Here is a 15987-nt window from a genome sequence, read left to right on the forward strand (position 1 = left end):
GGATGGAGGTTGACCGACCATCAATGGTATGGCAGTCTGATATTACTTACATACCTATTGGCAACAAGCATTATTATGCAGTTTTTATAATAGATGTCTATACCAAGAAGATCGTAGGATAAAAAGTCTCTGATAATATGAGGGCACAGGCAAATATGGATGCATTGAATATGGCATTGAAAGAAAACGACGCCCCTCTGGTACACCACAGTGATCGGGGGAGTCAGTATACCTACAAGGGATATATTGATCTTTTAAGGGAAAATGGAAGCCAAATAAGTATGGCACTCTCAGCCCATGACAATGCCTATGCTGAACGTATCAATAGAACCATAAAAGAGGAATATCTTGATCATTGGAAGCCACAGACATTTATCCAGTTAAAAAGAATGACGGCAAAAGCGGTCAAGAATTACAACAGTAAAAGATTACATAACAATAACGACAGAATGAGCCCTGAGAAGTTCATAAATCAATTTTCTTTCTTGAGGCCTCAAGAAAGAAAATTGATGACTATTTTTGATAATCTAAATTAATAAATAACGGTCAACACTAATCAGGGATATACAATGGCGCGTAAGGGAGTTAATAATCGTTATTCAATTTTGATCTCAATCTCCTGTGGCCAGTTTCAATCCTCCTTCGGACAGGTTTCGATTTCAATTTCGATTTCTTATTGGATTTCGTCAGAGTTTGATTCGTTGTAGGTCCTCTTCCTCTTCAACTACTGTTTGATTGTATTTCAAAGTCCACCCCATTGAATTGGTAAGAATGTAAATTTTCGAAAGTTCAGAAATTAATCTGTTTTCAGCATTTGTTCGCAATTCTGAAGCTTCAATTTTCTTACGTAGCGATTTCTCTACACGTTGTTTTATTTTGTTGTAATCCGAAGCTGTAAATTGATTTAAATAATCTTGAGTTACATCATAGTATTCGATATTTGGATTTATTGATAACTCAGGCTCGGGAATACTCGTGATAGTAACAGTTTTTGTCGCTTCGTTAACTTCAGATGTTATTTTGCTTAAATCGTAGGCTATGCTAGCTTTAGCATTTACTACAATCAATGCTTTTTTACGAGCGTCGAATAGGCCGTACATTAAATCTCTACTAGCATTATAACTAAAAACTTGAGCGTAACTTCCTTCGGTTACAATAAGTTTGCCACATTTTTTAATTCCTTCTCAATAAGTGCAGTATTAGCTTGCAGGGTTTCGCGATTGTCCTTTCGGTCATCACAATATCGCACACTAAATATTATAACAAAAGCAATGATAATACCGAGGAGAATGTTTCGCATAGAAATAATTTTTACAGGAAAGATATAAAAATTGGGTGTCAGTTAATAATTGTAACCTTTAGTTTAACTGAAAATTAATTATTACAAATCGTATTTAATTACAAGCATAACAATTCTAGGCATTACAAAATACTGCGAAGTTGTATTGAATTGATCATTAAAGCTATCATTATTAATAGATTTTGTGTCTAAAATATTTGTTGCTTGTACAGAAAACTCCCAAGGGCTTTCACCGTGTTTGTAATATAAATTAGCATTAAAAAACGAATAACTGTTTTCAATAGTTTTGGCATCGTTGGTGTAATTGTAGTAATCCCATTCCGCAAAAAAGTTGAAGTCTTTTAAAAATCGGAGGTTTACATTTGCATAAGGTTTGTTGGTGAAGAATGTTTGTTCAATTCCTCCATTGTCATAATCGTTTTTAATGAAACGATAACCAACTTCAAAATTTGGAAAACTCTTAAAATTACTCAACGCACTTATGTTGTAATTTTGAGTAAAACTCTGACTTTCTTGAATTCCATTGTTGATGGTGTTGTTTGTTTTGGTTAAGAATAATGCAGCATCCAATTTAAATTGAATTTTCTTTACTCTTTTGCTAAACCTACCAACGGCTGAAAAAGTTTCATCTGGAAAATTACTATCAAAATTAACTGGGCTACTTACTTGATTAATTCCTGCTAGTTGAGTGCTGGTTTTTATAGCATCAATACGTCGAGTATAGCTTAAATTCCCACCAATATTTGTGTAATTAAAAAGATTGAAGCTAAAATATGTTAAATTATAACTATGCGATAATGAGTTTTCTAGCTCTCTATTTCCGCGGAAAAGTCTATTGTAATTGTTAAAAACGTAGGCTTGTGCGTAATTATTCACATCGCTATATTCTGAAGTGATCGCATAGTTAAAACGTATATTCTCACTTTTCTTAAGTTCTAAAACAACATTTACATCTGGTAATACCATCCAGTCATTTTGAGTTGAGGTTGTTCCTAATTGCTCGTTTTTCAAGTTGTAATTATGAAATGTAATCCCAGGTGTGAAAATAAACTTCCCCGATTTTAATTTATAATGAAGTCCGAAAAATACATCTGAGAAAGTATAGTTTACATCGTTATTAAAATCGTTTTCAGTGAAATTATTTTGATTTCCATTATCTAAAATTTGAAAAATATCTGAGTTAAATTTCTGATTGCTATAAGTGGTTCCAAGGGTGAAGTTGAGGTTGCTGACATTGTTCAAAACATAGTAATAATCAATTTTTGCATCGAGCTTATGACTTTTTACAGTTTTGTTTTGGTTAATGTTGTAGCGTTCCGATTGTTCCAAAGGATTGAATGTATCGGCATCACTATTAAAAGGGTCTAGTGGATTAATAGTAGTAAATACCCCTCGAAATGGAATTGAATCCTGAACTGCTTGATAAAATGGATCTTCATTTTGATATAAATGTTGAACTTCTGCAGCAAATATGTTTTTATCATTTAAAGTGAAATAAGCATTCGCGTTTTGATTTATTGAGAAAGGCTTGTTTTCTTTTGCTTCAGAAATATCATTTTGGTTACCGCCAACTATTGAAAGCGTTGCGTCGTCTTGCGTTTGTTTTGAAGTTTTTACCAAGGCGTCATAATCCATCTGAAAATTTGTATTAGGTTTATAAACACTACTCAGTTTTAGCATAGCCAATTGATTGCGTTGATCGTTATTGGTATTTGTATTTTCGGTAATTCCAGTAAGAATGTACTGGCTGATGCTATTATTTACAATATTCGTTTTATTGTCACTTAGAATCCCGAAACCACTGATGTCTAATTTATCATTTACAGCATAACTGAAATTTCCAGCTACAAACTTGGCGTCTATAGCTTTAGCTCTGTCGTTTTGAGAAACAGCAAAACCTAAGTCGCTATCGCTAATTCTAAAACTAGTTCCACCTCCTCGGTTGAAATTTTTAAAACCGCCAGTAAAATTGAAGTAGTCGCGAAAGGTAAAAGGAACTTCTCCAATATTATTAAAATCGGTAATTAGGTTAATACTGTATTTGGGACTGTAGTAAAATAATTTTGGATGAACCAAATAACGGCCGCTATCTTCACCGTATTCATCAGCAATTCCTGCACCTGCAGTGACTTCTCCAAACCAAAAGTTTTTCTTTCCTTCTTTTAATTTTATGTTAATCGCAACATTATCTCGATCGTTCCCAAGTCCACGCATTTGGTCCACTTCATTGTAATTTCGAAGTACTTCTACTTTGTCTACAGCATCGGCCGGAATGTTTTTGGTAGCTAGTTTACTATCGCCGTCAAAAAAATCTTTTCCTTCAACCATTACTTTGGTAACAGTTTTTCCTTCTACCTGAATTTCGCCATCATCATTAACCTCCACACCGGGAAGTTTTTTCATGACATCTCCGAGCTTGCGTTCATTGCCATTTGTGAAACTATCTGCGTTGTAAACGATGGTATCGCCTTTTACAGTTACAGGCATTTCGTAAACAATTTCTACATCGTCCAACTGATTTTCCTGCGGATTTAAAATAAAATTTAAATCGATGTTTTCTGATTCAGAAGGAACGGAAACTGTTTGTTTTTTGGTTTCATATCCTAAAAAGCTTGCGGTTAAAGTGTAAGTATTTCCTTTTGGAAGATCGAGTTGGTAGCGACCTTGATGATTTGTAATTCCATAGGACTCTGTTTCACCTGTAGTTTTAACACTAGCAATTACATTTGCAAATTCCAAGGGATTGCCAAGGCTATCTTTAATGGTTCCTTTTACTTTGATGCTTTGCGCTGAAAGTGAAATGGAGAGCATTATTAAAATGAAGGTGAAGATTTTGTTCATTGGTTGGTTTTATACTGTTTTCGACAGTAATTTTAATAATTCTAAAGTTCAATTTTGCTTGTTTTTTCTCGCAGAGGCCGCAGTGTTTATCGCTTAGAACGCAGAGAAATCGTTATCTCTATAAGTGCTCTGCGAAAAATTTTGCGCTCTCCGCGTGAAACAGATTTTCAATTTCGATTTCGATTTCAATTACGTTTTCTCCTAGAATCCACCGCCACGTCTTCCACCTCTGTTTTGGAAATTTTCACGCAACTCTTCAGTTTTTTCCTGTACAATTTTGATGTATTCTTCACGAGTTACTTTCTTTCCTTTTTTAGGAGCTTCAATTTTTTCGGCAGATTTTGGGTTTATTACAACTTTTGAACATAGCAATGTGGTTCTATAAACGTTCAACTCCATAATTAAGCCAGGTAATCCTCCAAACTCTCCAGGGCCATTACTTACAGGGATTTGTGGTGTAAACCAAGCAGTAACCTCGATTTCTTCAGGAATTTCAATCATATCCATTGGGTCGTCAAAATTTGTAGAATCTTTTTCAACTTCAGTATTTTCCTTTTCATCTTTACCTTTTCTGTCGCGTTTTGGACGAGCCATACTAAAATCGGTTGGGTCAACTTTTTTCATGGCAATAGCTTTAAATACGGTGTACTGTCCTATTTGCTTAGTATCCTTCGTCATCTGCCAATCCAACGATTTTATAGAGTCTGTCACTAAAAATTGTTTTCCAAAGAATTCATTTTCCTCTACAATTTGTCCTGTTTTTAGGTTTTTGTATTGACTTCCAGGAGTAAAGCTATTCATCATCATTCTGAAGCCTGGGTTAATTGGTGTTGCATCAAGTTTTTCTTCTTCTTTATAAATAGATTCGTCTTTTGTAAAAGTGAGGATGTAGGTTTTCTCTAATGCGCTTTTCATCATCTGAGAAACCATTTTTTTCATTTCCTCAGTCATTTCGCGTCTGCCAGCTCCCATTTCATCTAAGTCTACAGTTGTTTTAGATTCGTAAAAAGCTTGCCCACTTATACTTTGTGCGTTTAAAGAAACCGAAAATAAAAGGAGAAAAATTAAAATATATCGTATCATAAAATTGTAATTAAGGGTAAGTTTAAAGTTAATGAACATGAAGTAAATTGCTTAAAAATAATATATTTAAATACAACAAACTATAGTTCACTAATACTAAGACGAGTGAATGTATAATGTGTTACATAATTTTACGTTTTAGGGTATCACCACATTTTGTAACTTGCCAACTTTATGAAACCACTTCTAATATTCTTTTTACTAATTGGTCAATTTAGTATTGCTCAAAGTTTAAACTTAGAGAGTAAGACTCCGTTAGGTGCTGATAGGTTTATTGGAGTAGACAACTACAAGAATACCTATTTTATTAAAGATCGTGTTCTAAACAAGAGGGGAGCTGATGGGAATTTTAAGTTCAACGATCTTCAGTTGGGGAGAATTACATCAGTTGATATTATAAACCCTTTAAAAGTTGTTGTGTTTTTTCAAGACACCAATACAGTGGTTTTACTCGATAATAAGTTAAGTGAAATTCAAAGAATTAGTTTTAATAATTTGCCGCAATTTTTGAATGTTAGTACTGCTACAAATGCAGGTAGCAATAGTTTGTGGGTTTTTAATGTAGATACGCAGCAACTTGAGCTGTACAATTACGGTTCTAAAATGCAAACTGTGGTATCACAACCTTTTCCTGGAAAACTAGTGTCTCAGGCGAGTAATTTTAATTATTGTTTCACTTTAACCGAAAAGAAATTACGCGCTTTTAATATATACGGAAGTATTCTCAATGAAGCTCCTTCAGAAGAATATGAAAAAATCGTTCAACAAAATGAAAACTTGATTGCACTAAAGGAGAATACGCTTTATTACATTCCCGATTTTGCAAAAAGGAATGGTGATAAACCACGAGAAACCGTAAAGTTAGATGTGGCAGAAATGAATATTAAAGACTTGCAGCTTACTAATGATTTGCTTTATATTTATGACGGCAAATATTTGCACATCTTTTCACTAACTATCCCAAAGAATTAAATAATATGCACGTTGCAATTGCAGGAAATATAGGTTCAGGTAAAACTACGCTTACAAGGTTATTGTCAAAACATTACAAGTGGCAACCCCATTATGAAGATGTGGAAGACAATCCGTATTTAGATGATTTTTACAATCAGATGGAGCGTTGGTCTTTTAATCTTCAAATCTACTTTTTGAATAGTCGTTTTCGCCAAATATTAGATATTCGTGAAAAGGGAAAGAGTGTAATTCAAGATAGAACTATTTATGAGGATGCATATATTTTTGCACCCAACCTTCACGCGATGGGCTTAATGACTAATCGTGATTACGAAAATTACAGATCGCTTTTTGAACTTATGGAGAGTGTTACCGAAGGGCCAGATTTATTGATATATCTGCGTAGTAGTATTCCAAACCTTGTGAAACAAATTCACAAACGCGGTCGTGATTATGAAAATTCAATTAGCATAGATTATTTAAGCCGGTTAAACGAGCGCTATGAAGCTTGGATTCACGGTTATGATAAGGGAAATCTTATTATATTAGATGTTGATGATTTAGACTTTGTAGATAATCAGGAACATCTTGGAGAGGTGATTAATAAAATCGATGCTGAACTACACGGCTTATTTTAAAATTAAGATTTATATAAACCCTTGATCTTTTGCGTGATTAATTGCGGCTTCGGTGTCGTCCACTAAAAGTACAGGCACTCTTGTGTAATTTTTATAAAGGTTTTTTACACGTTCCATTTTCTTCCTTCGATTTACATCTCTTAAATAGATAGCTAAAATTCGCCCAGGATATGACTCGGTGATTTCTTGGTAGATATCAGGGTCGTGTTGTCCGCTATCACCTATTAATATAAATGGCAATTTGGGGTAAGTTTTTAAGATATTAATAATTTCAGTTTGCTTTTGAGGTTTCTCAGCTTTGTATTTTTTAGCGAAAGGATTTACAAAATCTCGCAGTAGAATAGGCCCTTTATGGAAGTTGTTGACCTCTAGAAAAACTTCTAAATAATTGTATAAATTCCAAGGACTATGACTTACGTAAAAAATAGGGTTACAATCATTTCCAGATTTTCCGTCGTGTAATTTTTGGTAAAAATCTGCGGCACCTTTTAACGGAATTCGCTTATCAGCACTTTTAAAAAATGTGTTTTTTATTACAGCCCATTTTAATCGAGAGGTAAGTCCAGTGTGAAGAATGGTGTCATCAATATCACTAATTACTCCGTATTTCGCTGTGTTTTTTGGAATAAGAATTTCACCTTTAAACTTGTTGTCTTGTTGTATTTTTCTTCCGCTTTTATTTTCGGTAAAAGAAATTGAAAATTGCATCCAACCTTCTTCATCTGTTAAGGGAAGTAGATTTTCTATGGTTTCATCAATTAAGAAATAACCTTGGCTGTCCGTTACAGTTGAAATTGTTCTATTGTCAGGGAGTGTGAGTGTGAGTTTGGCATTCGTTACTTTGTCGGTAATAAATCGCTTCCAACTATTTCTTAATAAGTTGAATAAACCTGTTTGGTTTAGGTCTATATCCTCATCTTGAATAGATCGACCCTTGGCATAAAGGTGGTTAGCAGTGCCATAACTGCGAAAGGTAACAATCTGAATTGGGTCTTTTTTAAACATAGTCTTTTTTAAAAATGCCAAGTATCAGGCCATAACCACATTATGGTTAAACCAAAAGCAATTGTGATTCCAAAGGAAATTCCTATCCATTTTGCCAATTGACGTGTGCCTAAAACTGCTGCCATAACTCCTTTAAAAGCTAAGTTAGAAAGTGAAGCTAACAATATTAAACGCCAACCAGTAGAGGTGTTTAATCCTCCAGATTTCATCATTTGAGATAAAGATAATGTTATCGCGTCAACATCAGTAAGTCCACTAATTATAGCCACCACATAGAGCGCATCATTTCCAAATTCTTGTTTAGTGAATGCCACAGCTAAAAGAATAGCACCATATAGCAATCCAAAAATCAAGGCACTTTTAAACTGTGCTGGATTTTCAGGTTCAGGCATTTTATCATCTCCACCGTTTTTACTGATGATATAAAACAGACCTACACAAATAATAGCCATAACAACGAATACAGCAATAAGTGGTAGGAAAAGTTCTGAAAATTTTTCTGGGACAACTACACCAACTTCTACTAATACTCTTACCATCGCAACTGCAGAGGCTGCTGAAATAACAAATGCTGCTAGTTTGTTAATGGATTTTGTCTCTTTAGTTTTTCGCGCGTAACTAACAGTTGTGGCTGTGCTGCTAATTAGTCCTCCTAAGATTCCATTAGAGATTATGCCGACTTTCTTACCAACAAATTTATAGATGAAATAGCCTATTACACTTATCCCTACAATTAAGGTTACCATTAACCAGATATTTCTTGGGTTTAAAACATCTAGAGGGCCAAAAGTTTTATCGGGTAGGAGAGGGAGGATTACGAGGGAAATTCCCGCAAAAGTCATTATAGCGGCAAGGTCTTTTTCTTCTAGTTTTTCTATAAAACCATGTAGGTGTTCTTTTAAGTAAAGTAGAATAGCTATAGAACCGCCCACGATAACGGCAATTACCCGATCACCCATTACTAAATAAGCTCCAACAGCAAACATAAGTAGCGCTGCTACCTCTGTGGTTTGCCCTATATCTGTTTCATTAGACTTTTTTAGCTTAATAACATTGGCTGTTACTAATAAGGCTGTAAGACAGATTCCTAAAACAGGAAGAATAAATGGATTGTTAAAATCTCGAGCTAAAAAGGCTGAAACAACACCCATTAGCGAAATGAGTGTAAATGTTCTAACCCCTGCCATTTCGTGATCGCTTTTTTGGCGTTGAAGACCAACAAGCATTCCTAATCCAAACCCAATGGCTAAAGTTATAATGTCCTCGTAATTCATATAAGTACTAAAGTAATAAAAGTTAATCAGGGATTCCGAAAATAGATTTCAGAAATATAAAATTAATATTGCTTGAGTAAAAAAAGCCTGCAAGACGTATAAACTTAGCAGGCTTTAAAAATATTATCCGTTTTAATTATGATATGTTACGGTTTACTCTTTGTCTTTCACTTTTATTTTCATTCCATCTACATCTTTTAATTGTGAACGAACTTCTTCTTCAGTACCTGTAAAAGTTTTAGTTTCTATGCTTTCTATCCCGTCAACAGTTCTTGTAATTGTAACATTTGCTGTAACCTGGTCGTTGTTGTCGTTTTTCAACCACTCAACCATCGTTTCAGTTTTGTTTCTTAAGTTGTCACCTTCAGTGATGGTTTTTCCTGTTTCAATATACTTTATTTGCTTATCGGTTAATACAGTTTTGTTGCCTTCAGCATCTATAATGTAAACCTCTTCTGTCGATGTTTCAGCGGTAATAACATTGTTGTCGTGGTTTCCTAGAATTGGTGCGATAACCAGTCCGATTAAACAAGTTAGTTTTATTAAAATATTCATAGAAGGTCCTGAAGTATCTTTGAATGGATCACCTACAGTATCACCAGTTACAGCAGCTTTATGGGCGTCACTACCTTTGTAAGTCATTTTACCGTCAATCATAACGCCTGCTTCAAAAGATTTTTTAGCATTGTCCCAAGCTCCACCAGCGTTGTTTTGGAAGATTGCCCAAAGTACACCGCTTACGGTTACTCCAGCCATATATCCACCAAGCATTTCTGCAATCGCCATATTGTTCATTCCAAAGATCATCGGAATAAAAGCAATTGCAATAGGGAAACCAATAGTCATAATACCAGGTAATAGCATTTCTCTTAAAGAAGCCTTGGTTGAAATAGCCACACATTTGTCGTATTCAGGTTTTCCAGTACCTTCCATAATTCCTGGAATTTCTCTAAACTGACGTCTTACTTCATTTACCATTTGCATTGCTGCTTTTCCAACTGCATTCATTGCTAAAGCCGAAAAAACAACTGGAATCATACCTCCCACAAAAAGCATCGCTAGCACAGGTGCTTTAAAGATGTTAATACCATCAATTCCTGTAAAAGTTACATAGGCTGCAAATAGCGCTAAAGATGTAAGTGCTGCCGAAGCAATTGCAAACCCTTTTCCGGTTGCAGCAGTGGTATTTCCTACTGAGTCTAGAATATCGGTACGCTCTCTAACAATAGGGTCTTGCTCGCTCATTTCGGCAATACCTCCTGCGTTGTCACTAATAGGACCAAAAGCATCAATTGCTAACTGCATTGCGGTAGTAGCCATCATTGCCGAAGCAGCTAGGGCAACTCCGTAAAAACCAGCAAATGCATAAGAAGCCCAAATTGCTCCTGCGAAAAGTATTACAGAAGGAAATGTTGAAATCATTCCCGTTGCTAAACCTGCAATAATATTAGTTCCTGCACCAGTTGAGGATTGTTGTACTATTTTTAGAATAGGTTTCTTTCCCAATCCTGTGTAATATTCAGTAATGGATGAAATCACTGCTCCTACAACTAAACCAACTAGTGTGGCATAAAATACTCTCATTGAAGAAATTTCTTGAAGTCCTTCTCCGAAGAAACTCATATTCATAGTTTCAGGAAGCATCCATAACACTAGAACATAGCACGAAACAGCAACAAGAATAATAGAAACCCAGTTTCCAATATTTAAGGCACCCATAACTTGAGCTTCCTTAGCGTCATTGCTTTTTATTTTCACTAGCATAGTACCTATAACCGATATGATAATTCCAACTCCTGCAATTGCCATTGGAAGTAAAATTGGTCCTATACCACCAAATGCATCGGTGATAGCTCCACCCATATCTTTTATTACGTAGTTTCCTAAAACCATAGCAGCAAGAACTGTTGCTACATAGCTACCAAATAAATCGGCACCCATACCTGCAACGTCACCTACGTTATCACCTACGTTATCAGCAATTGTGGCTGGGTTACGTGGATCATCTTCTGGGATTCCAGCTTCTACTTTACCAACAAGGTCGGCGCCAACATCGGCAGCTTTTGTGTAAATACCACCACCAACTCTTGCAAACAATGCGATAGATTCAGCTCCTAGAGAGAATCCAGCTAATGTTTCAAGAACAATTGTCATATCCATAGTGTTCGTCCAAACACCTCCCATAAAGTAATGGAAGAAGAAGATGAAAAATGCGGTAAGTCCTAATACCGCTAGACCTGCAACTCCAAGTCCCATTACTGTACCACCGCCGAAAGATATTTTAAGCGCATTAGGTAAACTTGTTTTAGCTGCTTGGGTAGTACGAACGTTTGTTTTTGTGGCTATTTTCATTCCCATATTCCCGGCTAAAGCAGAAAACACAGCTCCAAAAATAAAGGCTACAACAATTAATATATCTGTAGTAGGAACAACGAATGAAACAACTGCCAAAGCGATACTTACTATTATAACAAAGACAGCGAGTAATCTATATTCGGCATTTAAGAAAGCTAAAGCACCCTCGTAAATGTGGTCGCTTATTTCTTTCATTTTACCATCTCCAGGGTTTTGTTTCATTACCCAAGAACGTTTTACGGCCATAAATAAAAGGCCTAATAACGCCATAACTATAGGCGCATAAATCATCAATGATTCCATAAAAAATTTAGTTTAAGGTTGGTTGTTATTATGTTACTCTCAAAAATAGGAAAATGGATTGGGATATAAAACAGCTATTTTTGTGGTATAAAAATCAAAAATAAAATGGAAAAATTATGGTTTTTTCACTGATACTGTTAAAGTTATGTATTTGTATAATTGCTGGAAGTGATGGAAAGTTGAAATTGAAGTTTCTTGAAAATGTGCCTAAAAAGGAAAAGGACGTAAAAACAAAAGACCTTATAGTCTTGAGTTTTACGTCCTTAATATGAAATGTATTGTTTGCTTAATAATTTGTTTTAATTAATTTTTCATAAGTAGAAGTACCATCTTCAAATAGAACATTAATTAGATAAAAACCATTGCTGTAATTGCTGAAATCAATGTTAAATAGATTGTTGTTAATTTCATTTTTCTCAATTAATAACGAACCATTTATTGTAAATAACTTGATACTAGATATTAACTTAGTACTACTATTGATTTTTAAAACATTTAGAATAGGGTTTGGGTAATAGCGAATGCTGTTTTTATAATTTTCAAGATTTGTTAACCCACCTAGTATATTTGGGTTTTCAAAAATGTATGCTGAACCAGCATCGTCTATAGGGTTGCTTCCATTAATATCATGATCCTCTCTAGGTGAACCAATTATTAGGTCACTGCCGTTTGATGCGATGCTCCACCCATAAAAGTCTTCACTTTCTGTATCATTTCCTTGAATTATTTGGTTTTCTACCCATAACCCTGTATTTTCTTTATTATAAAAGTAAACTTCACCTTTTTCGTTACCATAAATATGAGGAGCTGCGATAATAATATAATCTTGTAGAATAGCTGTATCCCATCCAAATTGAACATAGTCATTAGAAGGGTTGCTGATTAATATTTGAACCTCTTCCCAAATCCCTTGATTATTTTTCTCATACACATATGCAGCACCTTTTTCTGAATTAACACCATATGACCCTATAACCATAATGTTTTCACTAACACTAACGGAACTGCCAAAATAACTGTCATTTGAACTATCTGATGCTGTAATAGTTTGGTCATATTCCCAAACTCCATCGTTGTTTTTAATATATAAATAAGCAGAACCTTCACTGTTGTTAACTCCCTGAGCTCCTATTAGTAGATAATCACCTGATATAGATACTCCAATTCCAAAAGCGTCATTAACCATAGGGGTAGGACTCATTATTTTTTGAGTTTCAGACCAGTTTCCATTAATTCTATTAAACACATAAACTGAACCAGTCCAAGAGTCTTCACCTGGTGCGCCTGCAATAATTGTTTCATTCTGAACATCAATTGAAGTTGGATTCATTCCTAACTTAGCGTCTCCGCTCAAATCTGATGCAACCAATTTTGTGTTAAATTCCCAATTATTATTTTGAAAGTCATAAATATAAAGTGCTCCAGCTCTTACTGTAGATTCTATATCGGCTCTACCGGCAGCTACGACTAAAAAGTCATCTGAAATTTTTACTCCACCTCCATATTCTGCGCCTTCATTTGGGTCATTGGCTGCTATCCTTTGAGTAAAACTCCAATTTCCTTGACTGTCTTTGGTATAAATATAGGCTGCACCTTCTGCATAAGATTCTCTAGAGGCGCCAACAATTGCAAAATTATCTTTGATAGCTACTGATGTGCCAAATTCTGCGCGACTTTCTCTATTTTGACTTACTACTTTGTCTTTTTGTGAGAACTGAGCCATTGAAACAGCTCCATATAAGAGAAAGCTATATAAAATGATCTTTTTAAAATTTAAATATGATTCCATATTAAATGCTTTTTAAATTATATTATTTTTTTAATAGGCGCTTGAAGTAAGCTCCATTGTTAGTTGTTATTTTAACTAAGTACAATCCATGTGTTAGATTTGAAACATCTATTTTATCTATACTATTAGTGCTTTTTAAAACTTGCTTTCCTGTTGAAGTGTAAACAGCAATATCCTTTATTTTCTGCTCAACACTTTCAACGGTAAATGTATGAGTCGTAGGATTAGGGAATATTATTATGTCTTGTGATTTTATTTGATTGTTTTGATTTCCCAAGACAGAGAGGTCAATTGTGTATTCAACCAAACCTAGGTCAAATGTACCGAAATATATATTTGCACTTTCTTCAAAGAATTGAATAGTAGAGGAGTTTGTATTAAGATATTCTAAAGCTTCTGATGAAATTATCTCCCAGTTTAGACCATTATCAGTTGAGTAGATAATTCTTGATGATGATTCAGGGTATAGAAAACCATCAGAATAATAGTTGAGTGCTACTATTTGACCCGATGTTTTGTCTGAAAAATAAACTTTTTCTACAAACTCATCAAAAATTTGAATCCAAGTATCTCCTTTATCACTAGATAAGTAAATTCCTTTAGTAGTGGCTAAAAGATATTCTTCTGAATTTAATGGATTAACTGAAGCATCTAAAATCATATCCTGACCTGGAATGAGTGCTTCTAGTCCATTTGAGCTTTCTTCCCAATTGCTACCTCCATCAATTGTTTTATAAGTGTTTACTCCTTTAGTGATTAATACTTGCTGGCTATCATCAGGGTCTATTATAATGCCATAACTTAAATCAGTATTTGGCATACTAATTTCGTTAATAATTGGTGAAGTAGAGTCTGATACATCTATAGTAAAAATATTTTCTCCAAATGAAAACCAAATTAAACTTGTATTATTTGGGTCTGTAGCAAGGGTATAAATATTTAGAAACATCATACTAGTTAATATAGTTTCATAATTTTCACCATGATCTGTACTCATTTCTAAATATGAATTCATTCCAGCTCTGCTACTATTGAAAATTCGACCTGCTACTTCTTTGTCTGAATAAGGGAAAGTGGTTGATCCAAAAGTGTTATTTAAAGGACGCATTCTATAACCGTTTTCAATATTTGAATCTACATTTCTATGTATAAAACCATTTCGTATGCCATAATAAAGATGGTTTTCTCCGCCTTTAAAATAAGAGTCAATACGTCCGGTGCTATTTACAAATTGATTAGTAAGCTTTTCAAGTGTGTATCCTCCATCTGTTGATCGAAATGGATAGAAGTTTGCAGAAATAATTATCTCATTTGTTTCAAAAGGATTAAATGAGGCTGTTAAACCAAAGTAATAGTTTTCTGGATCAATTTCTGTGAATACTTCATTATGCCATGTGATTCCATTGTCATTACTTATGATTATTTCGTTTTCTTCTAAAACAAGAATATTGTCAGTGTTTTGTGGATTAAACTTAATATAGTTTATGTTGTTATTGGACATACTATTATAAGTTATAGGAAGTATATTCCAAGTATCACCACCGTCAAGCGATCGATATAAATTTTCTGTGTGTGTGCCATATCCATAAAAAGTTCCTAGTAAAATATCATTAGGGTCATTTGGATTAAATTCGATTGCACTATAAGTGTTTCCAGGGATTTTTTCTTCCCAGTTCACCCCACCATCTTCACTTATAAACAATCCTCCTATATCACTACCCGTAGAAACACCACGCATTAAAAATATTTTGTTAGGATTATCTGGAGATATTGCAATGTTATTTATAGCAACTTCCCTGTTATCTCCACTATAATAGATGCTTTGCCAGCTTGCACCACCATCTATAGTTCTAAATACTTCATTTTTAAATCCGAAATTCTCAGTATAGGTTGTATGAATAATTGAAATATCATTATCGGCTTCATAGATATCATAACTTGCAATTAGCACATCCGATTCTTGAGGATTTGGAACATTGTATACTTTTTCTATTGTTCCATCGGTATTTTTAATAACAATCACTTTATTGTAATCTGTACCCTCAGCTTTTACAATGAAGCTTAAATTTTGTCCGTTATTAAGGAGTTTTAAGTTACTTAAGGTGCAATGTTTATCCATTGGGTCGCTATAAAGTATATCCCAACTTGTAGCGTTATCCTCTGATTTTAAAATGTGATTGCCGACTGTTCTAGCGTAAATTGTGCCTTCCACTATTGGGTCAAATATCACATCATATATTTGACCGTACTCTTCATTTGCTGAAAAACTTATTTGAGAGTTTGCAACTTGCGAAAATGTTAAGAATAATAGTGTAATAAGAATGAAGATTTTTTTCATAAAATTTGGAGTTTTAGTTATAGCGTAAATATAGGTTTATACATATTTACCACGTAAAACTAAGCGTGACATTTTGTGACAATAGCGGTAATAAACTGTGACATAGC

12 protein-coding genes are annotated in these 15987 nt (G+C 34.3%); 3 read left to right on the top strand and 9 right to left on the bottom strand.

Going from position 1 to position 15987, the window contains the following annotated elements; translation table 11 throughout:
* Positions 1–137 precede the first annotated feature (137 nt).
* Positions 138–536, top strand: coding sequence for an integrase core domain-containing protein (locus tag H4O20_RS03375; RefSeq protein ID WP_221442702.1), 399 nt, complete (start codon positions 138–140; stop codon positions 534–536).
* A 150-nt stretch (positions 537–686) separates the two neighbouring features.
* On the opposite strand, the gene H4O20_RS03380 is transcribed toward H4O20_RS03375, so the two are convergent.
* The 4 genes from H4O20_RS03380 to H4O20_RS03390 all read right to left on the bottom strand — a co-directional run bounded on the left by H4O20_RS03380 (position 687) and on the right by H4O20_RS03390 (position 5224).
* A complete protein-coding gene (locus tag H4O20_RS03380) occupies positions 687–1178 on the bottom strand; it encodes a DUF4230 domain-containing protein (protein WP_345742669.1) in 492 nt (163 codons plus the stop codon).
* Positions 1151–1300 (bottom strand): hypothetical protein, encoded by a 150-nt coding sequence (locus H4O20_RS15240; RefSeq protein ID WP_306785638.1) that lies wholly within the window; start codon positions 1298–1300, stop codon positions 1151–1153. Before H4O20_RS15240 ends, H4O20_RS03380 begins: the two co-directional genes overlap by 28 nt.
* Positions 1301–1381: 81 nt before the next feature.
* A complete protein-coding gene (locus H4O20_RS03385; protein WP_185098291.1) occupies positions 1382–4141 on the bottom strand; it encodes a carboxypeptidase-like regulatory domain-containing protein in 2760 nt (919 codons plus the stop codon).
* 201 nt (positions 4142–4342) lie between these two features.
* Positions 4343–5224 carry a GLPGLI family protein gene (locus H4O20_RS03390; protein WP_139855480.1) on the bottom strand — a complete coding sequence of 294 codons (882 nt, stop codon included), beginning with the start codon at positions 5222–5224 and terminating at the stop codon, positions 4343–4345.
* Positions 5225–5398: 174 nt separating this feature from the next.
* Here H4O20_RS03390 and H4O20_RS03395 point away from each other — a divergent pair, with 174 nt between their 5' ends.
* On the top strand, positions 5399–6196 hold the full coding sequence (locus H4O20_RS03395) for a hypothetical protein (RefSeq protein WP_185098292.1): 798 nt from the start codon (positions 5399–5401) through the stop codon (positions 6194–6196).
* Between the two features lie 5 nt (positions 6197–6201).
* On the top strand, positions 6202–6816 hold the full coding sequence (locus H4O20_RS03400) for a deoxynucleoside kinase (RefSeq protein ID WP_139855478.1): 615 nt from the start codon (positions 6202–6204) through the stop codon (positions 6814–6816).
* Positions 6817–6825: 9 nt separating this feature from the next.
* Here the strand turns inward: H4O20_RS03400 and H4O20_RS03405 are convergent, their stop codons facing one another.
* The 5 genes from H4O20_RS03405 to H4O20_RS03425 form a co-directional block, all read right to left on the bottom strand.
* Positions 6826–7821, bottom strand: a complete 996-nt coding sequence (locus H4O20_RS03405) for an App1 family protein (protein ID WP_139855477.1) — start codon at positions 7819–7821, stop codon at positions 6826–6828.
* Positions 7822–7829: 8 nt separating this feature from the next.
* Entirely contained in the window at positions 7830–9095 is a 1266-nt protein-coding gene (locus H4O20_RS03410; protein ID WP_139855476.1) for an MgtC/SapB family protein, read from the bottom strand.
* 153 nt (positions 9096–9248) lie between these two features.
* Positions 9249–11753, bottom strand: a complete 2505-nt coding sequence (locus H4O20_RS03415) for a sodium-translocating pyrophosphatase (RefSeq protein ID WP_139855475.1) — start codon at positions 11751–11753, stop codon at positions 9249–9251.
* A 286-nt stretch (positions 11754–12039) separates the two neighbouring features.
* Entirely contained in the window at positions 12040–13542 is a 1503-nt protein-coding gene (locus tag H4O20_RS03420; RefSeq protein WP_185098293.1) for a T9SS type A sorting domain-containing protein, read from the bottom strand.
* A 22-nt stretch (positions 13543–13564) separates the two neighbouring features.
* Entirely contained in the window at positions 13565–15880 is a 2316-nt protein-coding gene (locus H4O20_RS03425) for a T9SS type A sorting domain-containing protein (RefSeq protein ID WP_185098294.1), read from the bottom strand.
* Positions 15881–15987: the final 107 nt, after the last annotated feature.

This window comes from Aequorivita sp. 609 (assembly GCF_014212065.1).
In the GTDB taxonomy this organism is placed as follows: domain Bacteria; phylum Bacteroidota; class Bacteroidia; order Flavobacteriales; family Flavobacteriaceae; genus Aequorivita; species Aequorivita sinensis.